20 protein-coding genes are annotated in these 21,851 nt (G+C 29.9%); 13 read left to right on the top strand and 7 right to left on the bottom strand.

Going from position 1 to position 21,851, the window contains the following annotated elements:
- Positions 1–59 precede the first annotated feature (59 nt).
- Positions 60–383 (bottom strand): YbaB/EbfC family nucleoid-associated protein, encoded by a 324-nt coding sequence (locus ACY2RX_RS02480; RefSeq protein ID WP_490102367.1) that lies wholly within the window; start codon positions 381–383, stop codon positions 60–62.
- A gap of 139 nt (positions 384–522) precedes the next feature.
- Here ACY2RX_RS02480 and ACY2RX_RS02475 point away from each other — a divergent pair, with 139 nt between their 5' ends.
- The 4 genes from ACY2RX_RS02475 (at position 523) to ACY2RX_RS02460 (ending at position 5,928) form a co-directional block, all read left to right on the top strand.
- Complete coding sequence (locus ACY2RX_RS02475; RefSeq protein ID WP_490102366.1) at positions 523–2,622, top strand: S9 family peptidase; 2,100 nt, start codon at positions 523–525, stop codon at positions 2,620–2,622.
- 108 nt (positions 2,623–2,730) lie between these two features.
- On the top strand, positions 2,731–3,726 hold the full coding sequence (gene capA / locus ACY2RX_RS02470; protein WP_490102365.1) for a cysteate synthase: 996 nt from the start codon (positions 2,731–2,733) through the stop codon (positions 3,724–3,726).
- A gap of 83 nt (positions 3,727–3,809) precedes the next feature.
- A complete protein-coding gene (gene capB / locus ACY2RX_RS02465) occupies positions 3,810–5,057 on the top strand; it encodes a cysteate-C-fatty acyltransferase (protein WP_490102364.1) in 1,248 nt (415 codons plus the stop codon).
- A 277-nt stretch (positions 5,058–5,334) separates the two neighbouring features.
- Entirely contained in the window at positions 5,335–5,928 is a 594-nt protein-coding gene (locus ACY2RX_RS02460; protein ID WP_490102363.1) for a YdeI/OmpD-associated family protein, read from the top strand.
- Between the two features lie 107 nt (positions 5,929–6,035).
- Here the strand turns inward: ACY2RX_RS02460 and ACY2RX_RS02455 are convergent, their stop codons facing one another.
- From ACY2RX_RS02455 to porX, 6 genes are all read right to left on the bottom strand, one after another.
- Complete coding sequence (locus ACY2RX_RS02455) at positions 6,036–6,272, bottom strand: DUF4258 domain-containing protein (protein ID WP_490102524.1); 237 nt, start codon at positions 6,270–6,272, stop codon at positions 6,036–6,038.
- A 152-nt stretch (positions 6,273–6,424) separates the two neighbouring features.
- Complete coding sequence (locus ACY2RX_RS02450) at positions 6,425–6,793, bottom strand: DUF4258 domain-containing protein (RefSeq protein WP_490102362.1); 369 nt, start codon at positions 6,791–6,793, stop codon at positions 6,425–6,427.
- A 95-nt stretch (positions 6,794–6,888) separates the two neighbouring features.
- On the bottom strand, positions 6,889–8,085 hold the full coding sequence (locus ACY2RX_RS02445; protein WP_490102361.1) for an alanine dehydrogenase: 1,197 nt from the start codon (positions 8,083–8,085) through the stop codon (positions 6,889–6,891).
- Positions 8,086–8,095: 10 nt separating this feature from the next.
- Entirely contained in the window at positions 8,096–8,503 is a 408-nt protein-coding gene (tsaE, locus tag ACY2RX_RS02440) for a tRNA (adenosine(37)-N6)-threonylcarbamoyltransferase complex ATPase subunit type 1 TsaE (protein ID WP_490102360.1), read from the bottom strand.
- Positions 8,504–8,524: 21 nt separating this feature from the next.
- Positions 8,525–9,130: a DUF1287 domain-containing protein gene (locus ACY2RX_RS02435; RefSeq protein WP_490102359.1), complete on the bottom strand. Its 606-nt coding sequence runs from the start codon at positions 9,128–9,130 to the stop codon at positions 8,525–8,527.
- Between the two features lie 93 nt (positions 9,131–9,223).
- On the bottom strand, positions 9,224–10,771 hold the full coding sequence (gene porX, locus ACY2RX_RS02430) for a T9SS response regulator signal transducer PorX (protein WP_490102358.1): 1,548 nt from the start codon (positions 10,769–10,771) through the stop codon (positions 9,224–9,226).
- A 216-nt stretch (positions 10,772–10,987) separates the two neighbouring features.
- Here porX and ACY2RX_RS02425 point away from each other — a divergent pair, with 216 nt between their 5' ends.
- The 9 genes from ACY2RX_RS02425 to ACY2RX_RS02385 all read left to right on the top strand — a co-directional run bounded on the left by ACY2RX_RS02425 (position 10,988) and on the right by ACY2RX_RS02385 (position 21,754).
- Positions 10,988–12,211 (top strand): HD domain-containing protein, encoded by a 1,224-nt coding sequence (locus ACY2RX_RS02425; protein WP_490102357.1) that lies wholly within the window; start codon positions 10,988–10,990, stop codon positions 12,209–12,211.
- Between the two features lie 45 nt (positions 12,212–12,256).
- Positions 12,257–13,300: a UDP-3-O-(3-hydroxymyristoyl)glucosamine N-acyltransferase gene (gene lpxD / locus ACY2RX_RS02420; protein ID WP_490102356.1), complete on the top strand. Its 1,044-nt coding sequence runs from the start codon at positions 12,257–12,259 to the stop codon at positions 13,298–13,300.
- Positions 13,293–14,684 (top strand): bifunctional UDP-3-O-[3-hydroxymyristoyl] N-acetylglucosamine deacetylase/3-hydroxyacyl-ACP dehydratase, encoded by a 1,392-nt coding sequence (locus tag ACY2RX_RS02415; RefSeq protein WP_490102355.1) that lies wholly within the window; start codon positions 13,293–13,295, stop codon positions 14,682–14,684. The genes lpxD and ACY2RX_RS02415 overlap by 8 nt, the downstream gene beginning before the upstream one ends.
- A gap of 2 nt (positions 14,685–14,686) precedes the next feature.
- Positions 14,687–15,472, top strand: a complete 786-nt coding sequence (lpxA, locus tag ACY2RX_RS02410; RefSeq protein ID WP_490102354.1) for an acyl-ACP--UDP-N-acetylglucosamine O-acyltransferase — start codon at positions 14,687–14,689, stop codon at positions 15,470–15,472.
- Between the two features lie 9 nt (positions 15,473–15,481).
- Positions 15,482–16,048 carry an elongation factor P gene (gene efp, locus ACY2RX_RS02405; protein WP_490102353.1) on the top strand — a complete coding sequence of 189 codons (567 nt, stop codon included), beginning with the start codon at positions 15,482–15,484 and terminating at the stop codon, positions 16,046–16,048.
- A 6-nt stretch (positions 16,049–16,054) separates the two neighbouring features.
- Complete coding sequence (locus tag ACY2RX_RS02400) at positions 16,055–16,822, top strand: class I SAM-dependent methyltransferase (protein ID WP_490102352.1); 768 nt, start codon at positions 16,055–16,057, stop codon at positions 16,820–16,822.
- A 4-nt stretch (positions 16,823–16,826) separates the two neighbouring features.
- Positions 16,827–17,753 (top strand): UDP-3-O-(3-hydroxymyristoyl)glucosamine N-acyltransferase, encoded by a 927-nt coding sequence (locus tag ACY2RX_RS02395; RefSeq protein WP_490102351.1) that lies wholly within the window; start codon positions 16,827–16,829, stop codon positions 17,751–17,753.
- A gap of 61 nt (positions 17,754–17,814) precedes the next feature.
- Complete coding sequence (gene sucD, locus ACY2RX_RS02390) at positions 17,815–18,696, top strand: succinate--CoA ligase subunit alpha (RefSeq protein WP_490102350.1); 882 nt, start codon at positions 17,815–17,817, stop codon at positions 18,694–18,696.
- A 94-nt stretch (positions 18,697–18,790) separates the two neighbouring features.
- On the top strand, positions 18,791–21,754 hold the full coding sequence (locus ACY2RX_RS02385; protein WP_490102349.1) for a M16 family metallopeptidase: 2,964 nt from the start codon (positions 18,791–18,793) through the stop codon (positions 21,752–21,754).
- The last annotated feature ends 97 nt before the right edge of the window (positions 21,755–21,851 follow it).

Below are 21,851 nucleotides of genomic sequence, written 5' to 3'. Positions count from 1 at the left end.
CATCTTTGTTTAAAGTAACTCTAAATCGTTACAAATTATTATACTATTTATCTTAAAATTTATTTAAACATATCCATTCCTGGTATGTTTGGTATTCCGCTTTTAGCGGCTGCAGCCATTTCAGTTTCATTAATTTTAGAAGCTTTTTCTATCGCTTTATTTAAACCAAGAATTAGGTAATCTTCTAATTCTTCTGCATTATTAAGTAAAGCATCATCAATAGAAATCGATTTTATTTCTCTGTTTGCTGTTACTGTAATTTTTAGTTTTCCATCTGCAGTAGTTTCATCAATTAAAACCGAATTAAGTCTAGTTTTTGTTTCTTCAACTTTTTGTTGCGCTTCTTTTAGCTTGCTCATCATTCCGCCTAAATCTCCAAACATATTTATTAATTTTTTAAATTATTTGTTCTGCAAAATTACTATTTTCAATAAAAATTTGAGTAACATTTATTGAAGAAAAAAAATCTTTTATCAACCATTTTAAATCTTACATTTGCATTCGCTCATTTAAAGCTAAATAATGAAACTTACTGATGCCAAAGCTCCTGTTGCAGCTAAAAAACCTTTAGAATTAAAAAAACACGGTGATGTTAGAATTGATAACTATTTTTGGATGCGTTTGTCTGATGAACAAAAACTTGCTGAAAAAAAAGACGACCAAACAAAAGAGGTAATTTGTTATTTAGAAGAAGAAAATACTTATTATGATGCGCTAACAAAGCATACTAAAAAATTTCAGGAAGATTTATTCCATGAAATGAAAGGTAGAATAAAAGAAGATGATTCTTCTGTGCCTTATAAAAATAATGGATACTATTATATAACTCGCTATGAATTGGGGAAACAATATCCTATTTATAGTAGAAAAAAAGAAACTTTAGATGCCGCTGAAAAAGTATTGTTTGATGTTAACAAAATGGCTAAAGGTTTTGATTATTATCAATTGGGTGGTTTAAATGTTTCTCCTAACAATAAATTGGCTGTTTTTGCGACAGATACTGTAAGCAGAAGGCAATATGTTTTAAGAATAAAAAACTTAGAAACCAATGAAATTTATAGTGATATTATAGAGAACACTACTGGCGGTTCTGTTTGGGCAAATGATAATAAAACTATTTTTTACACCAAAAAAGACCCCGTAACTTTACGAAGCGTAAAAATATGTAGACACGTTTTGGGTACTCCAACTTCTGAAGATGTAGAAATTTATCACGAAAATGATGAAACTTTTGGAACCTATGTAACCAAAACCAAATCTAAAAAATACATTATAATTGGTTCTTATAATACAGTTTCTACAGAATCAAGGTTTTTAGAGGCAGATCATCCAACAGGAGAATTTACTGTAATTCAGCCAAGAGAAAGAAATCTAGAATATACAATTTCGCATTTTGGAGATTATTTTTATTTACTCACAAATAAAGATAAAGCAACTAATTTTAAGTTGATGAAAACCCCAATCAATAAAACAATTAAAGAAAATTGGGTAGATGTAATTCCACACAGAAAAGATACTTTATTAGAAGATTTTTCGATTTTTAAAGAATATTTGGTATTAGAAGAACGGACTAATGGTTTGAGTAAAATTCGAATAAAACGTTGGAATAATACAGAAGATTATTATTTACCTTTTGATGAAGAAACCTATTCTGCTAACGTGTACGCAAACCCAGAATTTGACACCAATATTATTCGTTATTCATATAATTCTTTTACAACTCCAGCCTCTGTAATAGATTTTAATATGGATGATAAATCCAAAGAAGTTAAAAAAGAACAAGAGGTTTTAGGTGGTAAATTTCACAAAGCAAATTACAAAAGCAAGCGAGTTTGGGCACCAACTAAAGACGGAAAAAAAGTGGCTATTTCTTTGGTATATCATAAAGATACCGTTTTAAATAAAAATACGCCTTTGTTGCAATATGCTTATGGTTCTTACGGCTATACAGTTCCAGATACTTTTTCTACAACACGTTTAAGTTTGTTAGATAGAGGTTTTGTTTTTGCTTTGGCTCACATCCGCGGAAGCGAATATTTAGGGCGAGATTGGTATGAAGATGGTAAAATGCTCAACAAAAAAAATACATTTACAGATTTTATAGATTGTTCAAAATTTTTAATTGATAATCATTTTACTTCAGCCAAACATTTATATGCAATGGGTGGTTCTGCTGGTGGTTTGTTAATGGGAGTAATTGTAAATATGAATCCAGAATTGTACAATGGTATTATAGCTGCTGTACCTTTTGTAGATGTTGTTTCTACAATGTTAGATGATAGCATTCCGCTTACAACTGGCGAATATGATGAATGGGGAAATCCGAATAATAAAAAATATTATGATTATATAAAATCCTATTCTCCTTACGATCAAGTAAGTGCAAAAGATTATCCTAATATGTTAGTTACAACTGGGTTTCACGATTCTCAAGTACAATATTGGGAACCCGCAAAATGGGTTGCAAAACTAAGAGAATTAAAAACAGACAATAATATTTTATTGCTACACACAAATATGGAAACTGGTCATGGAGGCGCTTCAGGACGTTTTGATGCACTAAAAGAAACCGCTAAAGATTATACTTTTTTGTTGGCTTTAGAAAATAAGTTAACCTTTTAAAATTAGTACTTAAAACAGTTTTAATATTTAAGTATTACATGTATTTTTGCGCTTGAAATCAAATAAAACATATTCCTTTGTTTTTTTTGATAACCAAGATAGAATGGAATGACGAGAAATCTAGGAATTACAAATTCAATTATAGATTTAGTAGGAGAAACACCACTAATTAAACTGCACAAGATTACTAAAAATCTACCCGGAAATTATTACGCAAAATTCGAAGCTTTTAATCCAGGGCATTCTGCAAAAGACAGAATAGCCTTGCATATTGTAGAAGATGCAGAAAAAAAAGGTATCTTAAAAAAAGGAGCTACTATCGTAGAAACTACATCAGGAAATACTGGTTTTAGTTTGGCAATGATAAGTATTGTAAAAGGCTATAAATGTATTTTAGCTGTAAGCGATAAATCTTCTAAAGACAAAATAGATTTATTAAAATCTATGGGTGCAGAAGTTCACGTTTGTCCTGCAAATGTTCCGCCAGAAGACCCAAGATCTTATTATGAAGTAGCAAAAACAATTCATAAAAAAACCAAGAACTCTGTTTACATCAACCAATATTTTAACGAACTTAATATAGAAGCTCATTACAGAACTACAGGTCCAGAAATCTGGGAACAAACAGACGGAAAACTCACACACTTAGTGGTGGCTAGCGGAACAGGAGGTACAATTTCTGGTACAGGCAAATATTTAAAAGAGCAAAACCCAAATATTAAAATTCTTGGGGTAGATGCAATAGGTTCAGTATTAAAAAAATATCACGAAACAAGAGAATTAGATTTAAATGAAGTTTCTCCTTATAAAATAGAAGGATTAGGTAAAAATTTAATTCCTACTGCAACCGATTTTGATATTATAGATGTTTTTGAAAAAGTATCTGATAAAGATGCTGCATTAGAAGCAAGAAAAATTGTTAGAAAAGAAGGAATGTTTCCTGGTTACACAAGTGGCGCAGTAATGCAAGCAACAAAGCAATATGCAGAAAAAGGATTGTTTTCTGAAAATAGTTTTGTAGTCTTAATATTTCCAGATCATGGATCACGTTATATGAATAAAATTTATAGCGACGATTGGATGAAACAAAACAATTTTATATAAGTACAATTGTACAATTAACAATTTGATAAACTGTAAAAAAAGCGGTTACTTTGCAGTTCGCAAAAAAATCAAAAACAAAGAATATGACGAAAGATTTATTTGAAAGAATAAAAGCTGATAAAGGACCTTTAGGCAACTGGGCAGAAAAAGCAGAAGGCTACTATGTATTTCCTAAATTAGAAGGACCAATTTCTAACAGAATGTCTTTTAACGGTAAAAAAGTAGTCACTTGGAGTATTAATGATTATTTAGGATTGGCAAATCATCCTGAAGTTTTAAAAGTTGATGGAGCAGCAGCACAAGAGTACGGAATGGCTTATCCAATGGGAGCTAGAATGATGTCTGGGCACACTTCTTATCATGAACAATTAGAAAGAGAATGTGCAGAATTTGTAGATAAAGAAGCTGCATATTTAGTTAATTTTGGTTATCAAGGTATGGTTTCAGCCATAGATGCTTTGGTGTCTAAAGACGATATTATTGTGTACGATGTAGATACACATGCTTGTATTATAGACGGAGTTCGTTTGCATCCAGGTAAACGTTTTGTTTATAAACACAATGATATCGAAAGTTTCGAAAAAAATATGAAACGTGCTGTTAAGTTAGCCAAAAAAACAGGTGGCGGAATTCTTGCTATCTCTGAAGGTGTTTTTGGAATGCGTGGAGAACAAGGGCGTTTAAAAGAAATTTGTGATTTAAAAGAAAAATACAATTTCCGTTTGCTAGTAGATGATGCTCACGGATTTGGAACTCTAGGAGAAGGAGGAAGAGGAACAGGTTTTGAACAAGGAGTACAAGATAAAATAGATGTTTATTTTGCAACCTTTGCAAAATCTATGGCTGGTATTGGAGCTTTCTTTGCTGGCGATAAAGATATTGTACAGTTTTTACAATACAATATGCGTTCTCAAATGTTTGCAAAATCTTTACCAATGGCAATGGTAAAAGGAGCTCTAAAGCGTTTAGATATGATTAGAACAATGCCAGAATTAAAAGATAAATTATGGCAAAACACCAATGCTTTACAATCTGGTTTGCGTAATGCTGGTTTCGATTTGGGCACAACACAAACCTGTATAACTCCTGTTTACCTTAAAGGCGATATACCAGAAGCTATGGCAATGGTAAATGATTTACGTGAAAACCACGGAATCTTCTGTTCTATTGTAGTGTATCCTGTAATACCTAAAGGATTAATTATTTTAAGATTAATACCTACAGCTACACATACACAAGAAGATATAGACGAAACTATTACAGCATTTTCTGCAATCAGAGAAAACCTAGAAAATGGCACCTATAAAAAAATTGCTGCTGCAATGATATAGTTTGGTTTTTTAAATACTTTTTTTAGTAGAAAACAACAATCCAAAAAATAATAACTTACAACTGTTATTTATGTTGTCTTCTTAAATACTGAAAAAAAATTAGTAAAAGTGAATTATACTAAATAACGTGAATAATGCATAATAAAAACACTTATAATACTTAGAAATGAAGTTACTGAATTTTATGTAATTTTTTGGATGATTTTTACATAGAATTTGTTTCTCAACTAAAAAGCCATCCAAAAATAGAAGAACATTATTATAAAAATATAAAATAATGAATCCAAAAGTTACCAATTATATTGCTTCTCAAAATAAATGGCAAAAAGAACTTGAAAAAATTCGTTCAGTTTTGTTAGCACTTTCTTTAGAAGAAGATATTAAATGGGGAATTCCTGCCTATATCTACAAAAAGAAAAACATTTTAGGTTTGTCAGCATTTAAAAATTATTGTGGAATTTGGTTTCATCACGGATGTTTTTTAAAGGATGAAGCCAATATTTTAACTAACGCACAAAAAGACAAAACCAAAGGAATGCGCCAAATGAGATTTCTTTCTATCGAAGAAATTGATGTTAATTTGTTAAAACAATACGTTTTAGAAGCAATGGCAAATTCTGAAGCGGGTTTAGAAATAAAACCTCAAAGAAACACAAAACCTGTTGCAATTCCTGAGGAATTAAAAGTTGCTTTTTCTAAAAACGAAAAGTTAAAATTAAAGTTTAATGAGTTCACTTTATCCAAACAAAGAGAATTTTGTGAGTATATTTCATCAGCAAAAAGAGAAGTTACCAAACAAACAAGATTAGAAAAAATTATTCCTATGATTTTAAATAAAATAGGTTTACTAGATAAATATCGAAATTGTTAATTTCTTTGTCATTCCCGTGAAAACGGGAATCTACAAATACTTTTAAAATATTAATTTACCAATTATGGATTCCCGTTTTCACGGGAATGACAAGTAGATTTAAATAATTACTCAACAATAACTTTCTCAATAGTAGCAGTAGAATCGCAACGTTTTACCAATAAACTTACCTTTTCTAATTCTTTTTTTCCTATGATGTAATATTCTGCGCAAGGTTTTTGTCTTGGTTTTCCTTTGCCAAAATCAACATCGCCATTGTATAAAATTGTAGAAATTTTAAGTGTATCTATGTTGTATTTTTTCATAGCATACTTAGCTTCATCAGAAAAAAGTCTTTTTCTAATTCTGATGGTTTTTAGCGTTCTAGCTTCAGGACCATAATCAAATTCAGAATTATTTTTTGTTTACAACCTGTAATTAAAAAACTTAAAACGATTATCTCAATAAATATCTTTTTTTTCATCGTTTTATAAACTTTTTAATATTAATTACTCTTTTATTCAACAATAACTTTCTCAATAGTAGCAGTAGAATCACAACGTTTTACATACAAACTTACGTTTTCTAATTCTTTTTTTCCTGTGATGTAATATTCTGCGCAAGGTTTTTGTCTTGGTTTTCCTTTGCCAAAATCAACATCGCCATTGTATAAAATTGTAGAAATTTTAAGTGTATCTATGTTGTATTTTTTCATAGCATACTTAGCTTCATCAGAAAAAAGTCTTTTTCTAATTCTGATGGTTTTTAGCGTTCTAGCATCCATTCCATAATCAAAAGTTGCTTCTTTTTTTTGCCAAAAGAAATATACAGCAACAGAACCTATTGATAAACCTACTAAATAATAGCCAATTCGTTTTAGTAACATTGTTGAATTTTGAAGTGCAAATTTAAGATTTTAAAAGTAAGTTTTTAGAGATTATTTGATAAATAGTTCTCGACTGCGCTCGAACTGACAGTACATTATAATATCAACAAATTAATATCTCTAAAAGGCAAATCAAACCAATTAGCAACGGTTTTGTTGGTAAGAATTCCGTGGTAAAAATACATACCGTTTCTAAGGCTTTTATCAAAACGCGCAGCATTTTCAAATCCGCCTTCATCAGCAATATTTAATAAATAAGGTGTAAAAATATTACTGATAGACAAAGAAGCAGTTCTAGCATAGCGTGCAGGAATGTTAGGTACACAATAATGTACAACACCGTGTTTTACAAAAGTTGGTGTTTTATGAGTGGTAACATTCGAAGTTTCGAAACAACCCCCTCTATCTATACTAACATCAATAATAACAGCTCCTTCTTTCATTGTCTCAATCATACTTTCTGTTGCCACAATAGGAGATCTATTTTTACCTCTTAAAGCCCCAATTGCAACATCACTACGCATTAAAGCTTTTGCTACGGATTTTGGTTGTAAAGTAGAAGTATAAATTGGCGCGTTTAAAGAATGCTGTAGTTTTCTTAATTTACTAATAGAATTATCGAAAACTTTAACTCTTGCGCCTAAGCCTAAAGCAGTTCTTGCGGCATATTCGCCCACAGTTCCTGCGCCAAAAATAACAACACTACTTGGTGGAACTCCGCCAATATTTCCTAACAATAAACCATTTCCTTTATTAATTCCGCTCATTAATTCTGCGGCTATTAATACAGAGGCAGTTCCTGCAATTTCACTTAACGATTTTACAATAGGATACGTGTTGTGATCGTCTTTTATATAATCGAAAGCAACAGCAGTAATTCGTTTTTTTGCCAAACTTTCAAAGTATTTTTTATTTTGAGTTTTTAACTGTAAAGAAGAAATTAAAACCGTTTGTGGATTCATATATTCAATTTCTTTTTCGGTAGGAGGTGCCACTTTTAAAACAATATTACATTTAAAAGCTTCTTTTACATCGTAAGAAATTTTTGCTCCTGCTTCAGAATATTCTTTATCAGAATAATTGGCATTTTCTCCTGCGCCAGTTTCTAAAACGATTCTGTGTCCGTGCGTACACAAAGCTGAAACTGCATCTGGTGTTAAACAAACACGTTTTTCGCCTAAATAGGTTTCTTTGGGTAAGCCAATAAATAGTTCTCCTTTTTGTTTTTTAATTTCTAGCATTTCTTCTTGCGGAAGTAATTCTTCTTTACTGAAGGGAGAAAATGAACTCATAAAAATCTAATTATTTTAGTTGAATACTGCGTTGTCCGTCATCTAAAATAGTTAAATGAATTTGAACAGCATCTAAAGGTAGTAAATTTTCTATGTTTTCTGGCCATTCTATTAAACACCAATTGTTATTGTAAAAATATTCTTCAATTCCCATATCTAAAGCTTCTTCTTCGTTTTCAATTCTATAAAAATCGAAATGAAAAACTTTTTCTTTTGATGCAGTTTGATATTCATTTACCAACGAAAAAGTAGGAGAGGAGATGTTATCTAAAACGCCTAATTCTTTGCAAATCTCTTTTATCAAAGTTGTTTTTCCAACTCCCATTTGTCCGTAAAACAATAAAGTTTTGTTTTCTACGGATGAAATAATTGCATTAGCTACTTTAGCTAAATCTTTTAGAGAATAGTTTTTATTCATATTACAAAAATAGATAAGAATTTAATTTCTATATCGATAATGCCCAATAATTTTAAACGAAAACAAGCAATCTTCTAATACTTGACCCGCACCAATATTATGAACGATTAGAAATCGTTTTTTATCACTAGATTTTTTGTTAACAACTATACCTATATGAGTTGTTGCTCCACCTAGATTCCAACAAACAATATCGCCAGGAATATAATCTTTTGGGTTTTTAGTAATGGGTTTAACAGTTCCTTTTCTGCTGAAAAAAGTCATTAAATTAGGAACTCTTCTGTGGTCTATATTTTTATCAGTAGAGTTTAATCCCCAGATTTTAGGATAAATCTTAAAATTAGATTTCATATCCAAATGAACATCTTTTTGTAAATCAATTCCTAATTTTCTGTACGCTCTAATAACAACATCTGTACAAACACCTTTGTCTTTTGGAACATCTCCATTTGGATAACCAATAGAAAAATAACTTGGGTCGTAAACAACTTTATCTTTGGTTAACTCTAAAGCAGCGTTTGATAATTTATCTTCAATCTGTATTTGTTGTACTTCTTTTACTTCTTGTTTTGTTTGAGAACAAGCTAAATTTAGAAAAAGAAAAAAAGGTAGCAATAAAACTTTCATATATTGATTTTAAAAAATTGACCACATAGTTACAAAGAAAATAGCGTTTTTTTGAGTATGTGTTCCTTCCCTTTGGGAAGGATAGGATGGGCTTTACTTCGGGCTATAAACCGCACAAGGAATAATTATTTCTTCTAAAGAAATACCTCCATGTTGATAGGTGTTTTTATAGTAATTTACAAAGTGATTAAAATTGTTAGGATAAGCAAAAAACAAATCTTCTTTTGCAAAAATAAATGGACTATTCATAGCTATTGTAGGCAAAAATATGTCTTTCGGATTACGAACTGCATAGACATCTTTTTCTTGATAAGACAAACTTCTACCTGTTTTATAACGCAAGTTAGAGCTGATGTTTTTATCGCCAATAACCTTTGTAGGATGCTTACAATTAATCGTTCCATGATCGGTTGTAATAATTAATTTCTGACCTAATTGCTGTGCTTTTTGTATAATTTCAAATAATGGTGAATTCTTAAACCAACTCAACGTTAAACTTCTGTAAGCTTTATCATCTCCAGCCAATTCTTTAATTACTTCCATTTCTGTTTTAGAATGCGAAAGAATATCAACAAAATTATAAACAACTGCAGTTAAATCGTTCTGTTTTGTTCCGTTGTAATTATCTGCTAATTCTTTACCATTTTTTAAAGATGATATTTTATAATATTCGTGTTTAATATCTAATCCTAAACGTTTTATTTGTGCAGATAAAAATTCGTTTTCGAACAAATTCATTCCGCCTTCATCAGTATCATTTTTCCAAAAATTGGGATGACGTTTTTCCATTTCAGAAGGCATTAATCCAGAAAAAATTGCATTTCTTGCATATTGAGTAGCTGTTGGTAGAATAGAAAAGTAGGTGTATTCTTCTTCTTTTTTATAATGATTATTAATAAATGGTTCTAAAATTCTGTACTGATCATAACGTAAATTATCAATCACAATCCATAAAACACCTTGGTCTTTACTCAGTTCAGGAACCACATAATCTTTAAATAATGTATGAGAAAAAGTAGGTTTGTTATTAGAAGTTAAAAAATCTTCGTAATTCTTTTTTATGAACTTAAAAAACTGACTATTGGCTTCTTGTTTCTGACTTTCTAAAATGCCTAGCATTCCAGAATCGCTAATGTTTTCTAGTTGTAATTCCCAGTGAATGAGTTTTTTATAGAGTTCAATCCAATCTTGGTAAGAATTTACCATTGCTAAATCCATCGCTATTTTTCTAAATTCTTGTTGATAACTAGAAGTTGTTTTTTCAGAAACTAAACGCGATTTATCTAAGTTCTTTTTTAAGCTCAATAATATCTGACTCGGGTTTACAGGTTTTATTAAATAATCTGCAATTTTAGCGCCAATAGCTTCTTCCATAATATATTCTTCTTCACTTTTTGTAATCATTACCACAGGTAAGTTTGCCTTTTTTTGTTTTATTTCAGAAAGCGTTTCTAAACCTGTTAAACCGGGCATATTTTCATCTAAAAAAACAATATCAAAATTTTCATTTTCAACTAAGTCAATAGCATCCGCTCCATTTGTACAAGTAGTTACTTTGTAATTTTTGCGTTCAAGAAAAAGAATGTGAGGTTTTAATAATTCTATTTCATCATCAACCCATAAAATTTGTATATTGTTCATCTGTTTTTAATTTTTACTTTTAACGTTAAAAGTAACCAAATGTTATGCCTTTTTGCTTTTAAAAATGATAAAATATTGCCAAAATCTATTTGGTATTTATTATAAAGAACTTGGCTTTTTTACTGATTGTTTTAATAGGCTAATTCTCTGAACTAAAAATTTGCGAAATCATATCATTAAGTCGTATTTTGCAATAGATTGATAAAATGTACTCTTTTGAAGAACAAGCAAGCCAATAAACTTAAAATTTTAAACGATCCAATTTACGGATTTATACAAATTCCTAATTCTTTAATTTTTGATATTATAGAACATCCTTATTTTCAGCGATTAAGAAGAATTACACAAATGGGTTTTTCTAATTTGGTGTATCCTGGGGCAAATCACACGCGTTTTCATCACGCAATTGGTTGTATTCATTTAATGCAAAAAGCTGTAAGAGTGCTACGTTTTAAACAAGTTGATATTTCTGATGATGAAGAAAACGCACTTTATTTGGCAATTTTATTGCATGATATTGGTCATGGTGCTTTTTCGCACGCATTAGAACATAGTATTGTAAACGGAATTTCGCATGAAGAAATCTCTTTAAAGTTTATGAAAAAGCTAAACACAGAGTTTAGTGGTAAATTAGACTTAGCAATACAAGTCTTTGAAGGAAAATATCATCGTAAATTTTTATGTCAACTCATTTCTAGTCAGTTAGATATAGATAGATTAGATTATTTAAGAAGAGATAGTTTTTATACAGGAGTTACAGAAGGCAATATTTCATCAGACAGATTAATTGCAATGATGAATGTTAAAAATGATGAATTGGTTATTGAACAAAAAGGAATTTATTCAGTAGAAAAATTCTTAATTGCTAGAAGATTAATGTATTGGCAAGTGTATTTGCATAAAACGGGTTTGGTTGCAGAAAATATGTTGGTTCATGTTTTAAAAAGAGCTAAAGAATTAGCAGAAAAAGGAGTAGAACTATTTGCAAGTACAGCATTAAAATACTTTTTGTACAATCAAATTAACGAAACTAATTTTAGTAATAAAACTTTAGAAATGTTCTCTAAGTTAGATGATTATGATGTTTTGCAATCTATAAAAGAATGGGCAAATCATTCAGATAAAGTATTATCTAAGTTGTCTAAAATGATTGTAAATAGAGAATTGTTTAGAATAGAAATTCAACAAAATAAGATTGTAGATAATTATTATAAGAATAAATTACAAGAAGTTTCTAAAAACTTAGGATTAGATAATAATGAAAGTAGATATTTTGTTTTTAAAGATAGTATAAAAAATCAGGCTTATAATTCAGATAAACCCATTTTTATTTTAAATAAATTAGGTACTATAGAAGATATTGCAAAAGCTTCAGATCAATTAAATTTACAGGCACTTACAAATCCTGTTGTAAAACACTTTATTTGTTATCCAAAGTAAAATGAGATTAGCCAAATCATTATAAATTTTATATTTTTGCAATTAATGAAATTTACAGCACAACAAATAGCAGACATTTTAGAAGGTGAAGTAGTAGGTAATCCAGAAGAAAAAGTGTCTAAACTATCAAAAATTGAAGAAGGAGAAGAAGGATCTTTAACCTTTTTATCAAACCCTAAATATAATCCTTATATATACAATACAAACGCATCTATAGCTATTGTAAATAAAACTTTTGAGCCAGAAAAAGAGATTTCTACAACACTCATAAAAGTAGAAAATGCCTATAAATCTTTTTCAAAATTATTAGAGTTTTATAACCAAGTAAAGAATAATAAAACAGGTATAGAACACCCCAGTTTTATTGCTGAATCTGCCAAAATTGGTCATAATATTTACCTAGGATCATTTTCTTATATAGGTGAAAATGTAATTATTGGAGAAAATGTAAAAATTTATCCTAATTCTTACATAGGTGATAATACTGTTATCGGTAATAATTGTATCATTTTTTCTGGAGTAAAAATTTATTCGGAATCACAAATAGGTAACAACTGTAAAATTCATTCGGGTGCTATTATTGGTTCTGATGGTTTTGGGTTTGCACCTGATGAAAAAGGAGAGTACAAAGCAATTCCTCAAATTGGGAATGTAATTATAGAAGATAATGTAGACATCGGTTCAGCATCAACAATAGATAGAGCAACTTTAGGAGCAACCATTATAAGAAAAGGAGTAAAACTAGACAATCAAATTCAGATTGCACACAATGTAGAAATAGGTAAAAATACTGTTATTGCAGCCCAAACAGGTATTGCAGGTTCTACTAAAATAGGAGAAAATTGTATGATTGGTGGGCAAGTTGGTATTGCTGGGCATTTAAAAATAGGCAATAATGTAAAAATTTTAGCACAAGCTGGTATCTCCAAAAATTTAAAAAATGATGAAATTGTAAACGGAACTCCTGCATTTAAAGCACAAGATTTTAATAAAAGTTATGTTTATTTTAAAAACCTACCTAAAATAGCATCCAAATTAAATAATTTAGAAAAAGAGTTGAAGACTCAAAAATCAACAATAAATGAGTAAGAAACAAAAAACAATACAAAAAGAAGTAAGTTTATCTGGTGTTGGAATACATACAGGTAATACTGTAAATATGACATTAAAACCTGCTCCAGTAAATCATGGTTATGCATTTAGTAGAGTAGATTTAGAAGGGCATCCTACTATAGAAGCCAAAGCAGAGTTTGTTGTTAATACCCAAAGAGGTACAAATTTAGAAAAAAATGGCGTTCAAATTCAAACTTCTGAGCACGTTTTAGCAGCGGCAGTTGGTTTAGATATAGATAATTTATTAATAGAAATTGATGCTTCTGAACCTCCAATTATGGATGGATCTTCAAAATATTTTGTTGATGCTTTAGAAAAAGCAGGAATCAAAGAACAAGATGCAGATATTGAGGAATATGTTGTAAAAGAAATTATTTCTTATAAAGATGAAATTACAGGGAGCGAAATTATTTTAATGCCTTCAGATGAATACCAAGTAACAGCAATGGTAGATTTTGGTACAAAGATTTTAGGTACACAAAATGCAAACCTAGAAAAGATTTCAGACTTTAAAGAAGAAATTGCAGCAGCCAGAACTTTTAGTTTTTTACACGAAATAGAAATGTTGTTAGAAAACGACTTAATTAAAGGCGGGGATTTAAACAACGCTATTGTTTATGTAGACAAAGAACTTTCTGAAAGCACTATGGAAAAGCTTAAAAAAGCTTTTAACAAAGATAATATTTCTATAAAACCAAACGGAATTTTAGATAATCTAAATTTACATTGGGCTAATGAAGCTGCAAGACATAAATTGTTAGATGTAATTGGCGATTTAGCTTTAGTTGGTACTAGAATTAAAGGAAAAGTTATTGCCAATAAACCCGGACATTTAGTGAACACAGTTTTTGCAAAAAAGCTCGCTAAAATTATTAAACAAGAAAAAAGAAACAACGTACCACAATATAATTTAAATGAAACACCTTTAATGGATATTCATCAAATTATGGACATTTTACCACACAGACCTCCTTTTTTATTAATTGATAGAATTTTAGAACTTTCTGATAAACATGTTGTTGGAATGAAAAATGTTACAATGAATGAAAATTTCTTTGTAGGGCATTTTCCAGGAGCACCAGTTATGCCAGGAGTTCTTCAAATCGAAGCAATGGCACAATGTGGAGGTGTTTTGGTTTTAAGTACTGTATCAGATCCAGAAAATTATCTGACTTATTTTATGAAGATGGATAAAGTAAAATTCAAGCAAAAAGTGCTTCCTGGCGATACAGTAACTTTTAAATGTGAATTAATAACACCAATTAGAAGAGGTATTTGTCATATGCAAGCTTATGCCTATGCAAATGGTAAATTAGTTGCAGAAGCAGAGTTAATGGCGCAAATTTCTAAAATTAAATAGTTATGAATCAACCATTAGCTTATGTACATCCTCAAGCAAAAATTGCTAGAAATGTAGTAATTGAGCCTTTTACAACTATTCATAATAATGTTACAATCGGTTCTGGAACATGGATTGGTTCTAATGTAACAATAATGGAAGGTGCTATAATAGGTAAAAATTGTAGAATTTTTCCTGGCTCAGTTATTTCTGCCATTCCGCAAGATTTAAAGTTTGATGACGAAGAAACTACTGTAGAAATTGGCGATAATGTAACCATAAGAGAATGTGTTACAATCAATAGAGGTACAACAGATAGAATGAAAACTAAAATTGGAAATAATTGTTTAATTATGGCATATTGCCATATTGCACATGACTCTTTTGTAGGTAATAATTGTATATTTTCTAATAATTCTACATTAGCTGGTCATGTTACAATTGGAGATAATGTTGTTTTGGCAGGTATGGTTGCTGTGCATCAATTTGCATCTGTAGGTAAACATGCTTTTGTAACAGGAGGATCTTTGGTAAGAAAAGATGTTCCTCCTTATGTTAAAGCAGCAAGAGAACCACTTTCTTATGTAGGAATTAATTCAGTTGGTTTAAGAAGACGTGGTTTTAGTACCGATAAAATTAGAGAGATTCAAAATATATATAGAATATTATTTCAAAAAAATTATAATAACTCTCAAGCAATAGAAATTATAGAAGCAGAAATGGAAGCAACTCCAGAGCGCGATGAAATAGTTCAATTTATAAAAGATTCTCATAGAGGAATAATGAAAGGATATTATAAAACAAACTAAAAAATTAAAATGGCAACAACATCAGATATTAGAAACGGATTGTGTATTAAATACAATAACGATATTTACAAAGTAGTAGAATTTTTGCATGTAAAACCAGGTAAAGGTCCTGCTTTTGTTAGAACAAAATTAAAAAGTGTTACCAATGGCAAAGTAGTAGATAACACTTTTCCTGCGGGTAGAAAAATAGATGATGTTAGAGTAGAAACTCATAAATTTCAGTATTTATATAATGATGGAGACACATATCATTTTATGAATGAACAAGACTATTCTCAAATACAATTACAAAAAAGAGCTTTAGATGTACCAGAGTTAATGAAAGAAGGAGAAATCGTAACAATAATTATTAATTCTGAAGATGATATGCCACTTTCAGTTGATATGCCTGCAAGTGTTATTTTAGAGGTAACTCATACAGAGCCAGGTGTTAAAGGTAATACAGCAACAAATGCAACAAAACCTGCAACCGTAGAAACAGGAGCAAGAATTAACGTTCCTCTTTTTATAAATGAAGGCGATAAAATTAAGGTAGAAACTACAAAAGGTACTTACCAAGAACGTATTAAAGAATAATTTCTGATGTCTACAAGAACAAGAGAAGAAATTAATCAAACAGAAAAAGATTACTGGAATGAAGGTAAATTAGACAGAACAAAGATTAAAAAGCTAAGAAGACATGCATTCTTTTATTCTTACAAAAGAGAGAAGAAAATTTTAAACAAACTGCTACAAGATTTTAATGGGCAAGACGTATTAGAAATTGGTTCTTATACGTGGGCAGCTTGGTTTAATAAAGACACAAAACCTAAAAATTTAACTTGTATTAATATTTCTGAAGTAGAATTAGAAAATGGTAAAAAACACGCTTCTGAACAGAGTTTTCCTGTAAACCATTATTTAATGGATGCAAACGCTTTAACTTTTGATGATGCTTCTTTTGATATTGTTTTTGGTGGTGCAATTTTACATCATTTAGATATAGAAAAATCAATAGGTCATATACACAGAGTTTTAAAGCCAGGAGGCAAAGTTGTTTTTCTAGAACCATTAAATATGAATCCATTATATAAGATTTATAGAAAAATGAATCCACAAGAAAGAACGCCAGATGAACACGCTTTAGTAGGTAAAGATTTTAAACTGATAAAAGAAAAATTTACGTTCGATCATTATTTTTTCGATTTTTTTAGTGTTGCTTTTGGATTTATATCTCTTAAAATTTTTGGTGATAAAAACTATGATAATTGGATTAATAAATTAGGATATAACTTAGATGTTTTCTTTTCTAAAATTCCATTCTTACACGTTTTATTTGCTAGAGTAATTATTTACGGAAGTAAAAAATAAATTGATGAAATTTAAAATTCCACAGACGCTTAAAAAAATTTCATCAATCATTAATACAACTTTTGTAGGAGATGAAAATTTTGAAATTTTAGGAATCAATGAAATTCACGTTGTAGAAAAAGGAGATATTGTTTTTGTAGATCATCCAAAATATTATGACAAAGCTTTAAATTCTGCTGCAACAACTATCTTAATTAACAAAAAAGTAGATTGCCCTAAAGGTAAATCTTTATTAATTTCTGATGATCCTTTTCGTGATTTTAACAAATTAACTACATATTTTAATCCTTTTATATCATCAAAAGTAAGTATTTCTGATACCGCAATTATTGGAGAAAACACTATAATTCAGCCCAATGTTTTTATTGGTAACAATGTAAAAATTGGATTAAATTGTGTAATTCATCCAAACGTAACAGTTTACGATAATACTATAATTGGAGACAATGTTACAATTCACGCAAATACAGTTTTAGGAGCAGACGCATTTTACTACAAAAACAGACCAGAAGGTTTTGATAAACTAATTTCTGGCGGAAGAGTTGTTTTAGAAGACAATGTAGATTTAGGAGCATCTTGTACGATTGATAAAGGTGTTACAGGTGATACTACAATTGGAGCAGGAACAAAAATTGACAATCAAGTGCATATTGGGCATGATACAGTAATTGGTAAAAAATGTTTAATTGCATCGCAAACAGGAATTGCAGGTTGTGTTGTTATAGAAGATGAAGTAACAATTTGGGGACAAGTTGGTACAAACAGCGGAATTACAATAGGAAAAGGCGCAGTAATTTTAGGACAAACTGGTGTTACAAAATCTGTTGCCGGAGGAAAGTCATATTTTGGAACTCCTATTTCAGAATCTAGAGAAAAATTAAAAGAACTCGCAGAAATAAAACGTTTTTTAAAAGACAGAAAGAATTCTTAAAATACTTTTTTAGAAACAATCAATAAACTATTTTTGCATAACAATATTTAAAATTAAACCAATGAGTGTTTTAGTAAATAAAAATTCAAATATAATTGTTCAAGGTTTTACAGGTAGTGAAGGTACTTTTCACGCAAGTCAAATGATTGATTACGGAACTAATGTTGTAGGCGGTGTTACTCCAGGAAAAGGAGGTCAAGAACACTTAGGTAAACCAGTTTTTAATACCGTTAAAGAATCTGTAGATAAAGTTGGAGCAGACACTTCTATTATTTTTGTGCCACCAGCTTTTGCTGCGGATGCCATTATGGAATCTGCAGATGCAGGAATTAAAGTAATTATTTGTATTACAGAAGGAATTCCTACTGCAGATATGGTAAAAGTAAAAGCTTATATAGATGATAAAGATTGTACGCTTGTTGGTCCTAACTGCCCAGGAGTAATTACTCCAGAGGAAGCTAAAGTAGGTATTATGCCAGGTTTTATTTTTAAAAAAGGTAGAGTAGGTATTGTTTCTAAGTCTGGTACTTTAACTTACGAAGCTGCAGATCAAGTAGTAAAACAAGGTTATGGAATTACAACAGCCATTGGTATTGGGGGAGATCCAATTATTGGAACCACAACCAAAGAAGCTGTAGAATTATTAATGAATGATGATGAAACAGAAGCAATTGTAATGATTGGTGAAATAGGTGGGAATCTTGAAGCAGAAGCTGCTCAATGGATTAAAGCCGATGGAAATAGAAAACCTGTTGTTGGTTTTATTGCAGGACAAACTGCACCAGCAGGAAGAACAATGGGTCATGCAGGAGCAATTGTTGGTGGCGCAGATGATACTGCACAAGCAAAAATGAAAATATTAGCAGAAAATGGAGTTCACGTTGTAAGCTCTCCTGCTAAAATTGGAGAAATGATAGCAAATGTTTTAAATTTAACACAATAATATAAAATAAAGTTAAATTTTAATAATTTATTCTTTTAAAATCCGTTGAATTTGTAAATTCAACGGATTTTTTATTCAACCCAAATTAAATATTATGAAACAAATTAAACTACTATTTATTAGTTTCTTATTAGTTACAGCTGTTAGCTGTAAAACTAATAAAGAAAAAAGTTATAAAGTTAGTTCTCAAAAAGATACTAACGGATTAACTTACGAAACTGTAGAAAATGACCCTACAGGTTTGCGATTATATACTTTAGATAACGGACTAAAAGTATATCTAAGTCAAAATGCTGACGAACCTAAAATACAAACATATATTGCTGTTAGAGCGGGTTCTAATTACGACCCAAAAGAATCTACAGGTTTAGCGCACTATTTAGAACATATGGTTTTTAAAGGAACGCATAAAATTGGTACTTTAGATTGGGAAAAAGAAAAAACATATTTAGATAAAATTTCATCACTTTATGAAAAACATAGAGCTGAAAAAGATCCAAAAAAAAAGAAAGCATTGTATAAAGAAATTGACAAAGTTTCTTTAGAAGCTTCTAATTATTCTATTGCTAATGAGTATGACAAAATGACAGCATCATTAGGTGCCACAGGTACAAATGCCTACACTTGGTTCGAGCAAACGGTGTATACAAATAAAATACCTGCAAACGAATTTAATAAGTGGATTACATTAGAATCAGAACGTTTTAGTACGCTAGTTTTACGTTTATTTCATACAGAATTAGAAGCTGTTTTCGAAGAATTTAATCGTGGTCAAGATAACGATTTTAGAAAACGTTATGCTGCAATGTTAGATGGTTTATTCCCTAATCATCCTTACGGACAACAAACAACTATTGGTACAGCAGAACATTTAAAAAATCCATCAATGGTAGATATTCATAATTATTTCGATAAATATTATGTGCCAAATAATATGGCAATTGTTATGGTGGGGGATTTAGAGTTTGAGTCAACTATCAAAAAAATTAATGAAACTTTCGGAAAATTCAAAAGAAAAGAATTAACACATCCAACTTTATCAAAAGAAAAAATAATTACTGAACCCGTTGTAAATGAGGTTTTTGGACCCACTTCAGAATCTATTTCTATTGCTTATAGATTTAATGGAGTAAATACAGAAGATGAAAAATTCGTTACTTTGGCAGATATGATTATGGCTAATGGTAATGCTGGTATTATCGATTTAAACTTAAATCAAAAGCAATTGGTGCAAAGAGCTAGTTGTTCTCCAACTTTTTTAAACGATTATGGGTATCACTCTTTCACAGGTTCGCCAAAATCAGGACAAACACTAGATGAGGTTAAAGATTTATTATTAGCTCAAATAGAAAAATTAAAAAAAGGAGAGTTTGATGAATGGATGATAGAAGCGGTTGTAAATGATTTAAAGTTGAGTGAAACGCGTCAGTATGAAAACAATTCGGATTTGGCAAATAAATATGTAGATGCTTTTATATACAGACAAAATTGGGCAAATAGAATTCAATTTTTAGATGATTTAAAGAAAATTAAAAAACAAGAATTGGTAGATTTTGCAAACAAACTTTATCAAAATAACTATGTAATTACCTACAAAAGAAAAGGAGAAGATAAAAATATTGTAAAAGTAGAAAACCCAGGAATTACACCTGTAAATCTTAATAGAGGCAAAAGTTCTGAATATATGAAAGCCTTTAATAAAATTGAGTCAGCTTCTTTACAACCAAAATTTGTCGATTATAAAACGGCAATTAAAGAAACTAAAACAGAAAACGGAATAAAAGTTTCTTATGTTTTAAACGAAAAAAATGATTTGTTTGATATGAACATCATTTTTGATATGGGTAGTGATACAGACAAAAAATTAACTTTGGCTGCTGGTTATTTAGAATATATTGGTACAGATAAATACACTGCAGAAGAACTGAAAAAGGAATTTTACAAATTAGGAATTTCATATTATGTAAGTACAGATAAAGATAAAACTTATGTAGGTTTAAACGGTTTAAAAGAAAATTTACCAAAAGGCTTAGAATTGTTAGAACACCTTTGGGACAATGCTAAAGCTGATAAAGATGCGTATGATAAATATGTAGAAAAAATTTATAAAGGGCGTCAAGATGGTAAACTTCAAAAAGGAAATATTCTTTGGAGCGGTTTAATGAACTATGGAAAATATGGAGAAAATTCACCTTTAAGAGATATTCTACAAATAGATGAATTAAAAGCTATTAACCCAGAAGAATTAGTTGCTTTGGTAAAAGATATGAAAAACTATAAGCAAAGAGTTTTCTATTATGGTAAAGATGTAAATGCTGCTGTAGCTGCTTTAAACAAGCATCATACTATTTATGGCGATTTAAAAGAATACCCAAAAGCTAAAGAATATAAAGAGACAGAAACTGGCGGTAATGTATTCTTTACAAATTATGATATGGTGCAAACAGAAATGTTGTTCTTGGCAAAAGGAGAACCTTTTAAAGCAGAAAATATGGCTGCTTCATCATTATTCAACACCTATTTTGGTAGCGGTTTATCATCAATAGTATTTCAAGAAATTAGAGAATCTAAATCGTTAGCATATTCCGCATTTGCATCTTATAGTAATGCTTCTAAAAAAGATGCTCCTAATTATGTTATGGCGTATGTGGGTACACAAGCTAATAAATTAGAGCAAGCTGTAGATGCTATGATGAATTTAATGAACAATATGCCAGAAGCAGAAAAGCAATTTAATGCAGCAAAAGAAGCCACTTTAAAAAAGTTAGCTGCTCAAAGAATTACAAAATCTAATATTTTTTGGTCTTATGAAAGCTTAAAAAAATTAGGGATTGATAATGATCATAGAGAACAGATGTACAATACCATTAAAAATATGACAATGAAAGATTTAAAAGATTTCTTTAATAAAAATATTAAAGGAGAATCTTATAATGTAATGGTGATTGGTAATAAGAAGGATTTAAAAGTAGAATCTTTAAAGAAACTTGGCAAAATAAAAGAATTAGAAGTAGATTATTTATTCAATTATATTAATAAAAAGGAAGTAAAACAATAATTTTGTTATTCCTATAAAAATAGGAGTCTAATCCTTTTATAAACTAAAACTCGTAAAGTATTTTTGTTTTACGAGTTTTTTATTTTAGTATCTTTGA

It is taken from the genome of Polaribacter sp. 2405UD43-2, from assembly GCF_058147125.1.
This window is presented reverse-complemented; position numbering and strand designations above follow the sequence as displayed.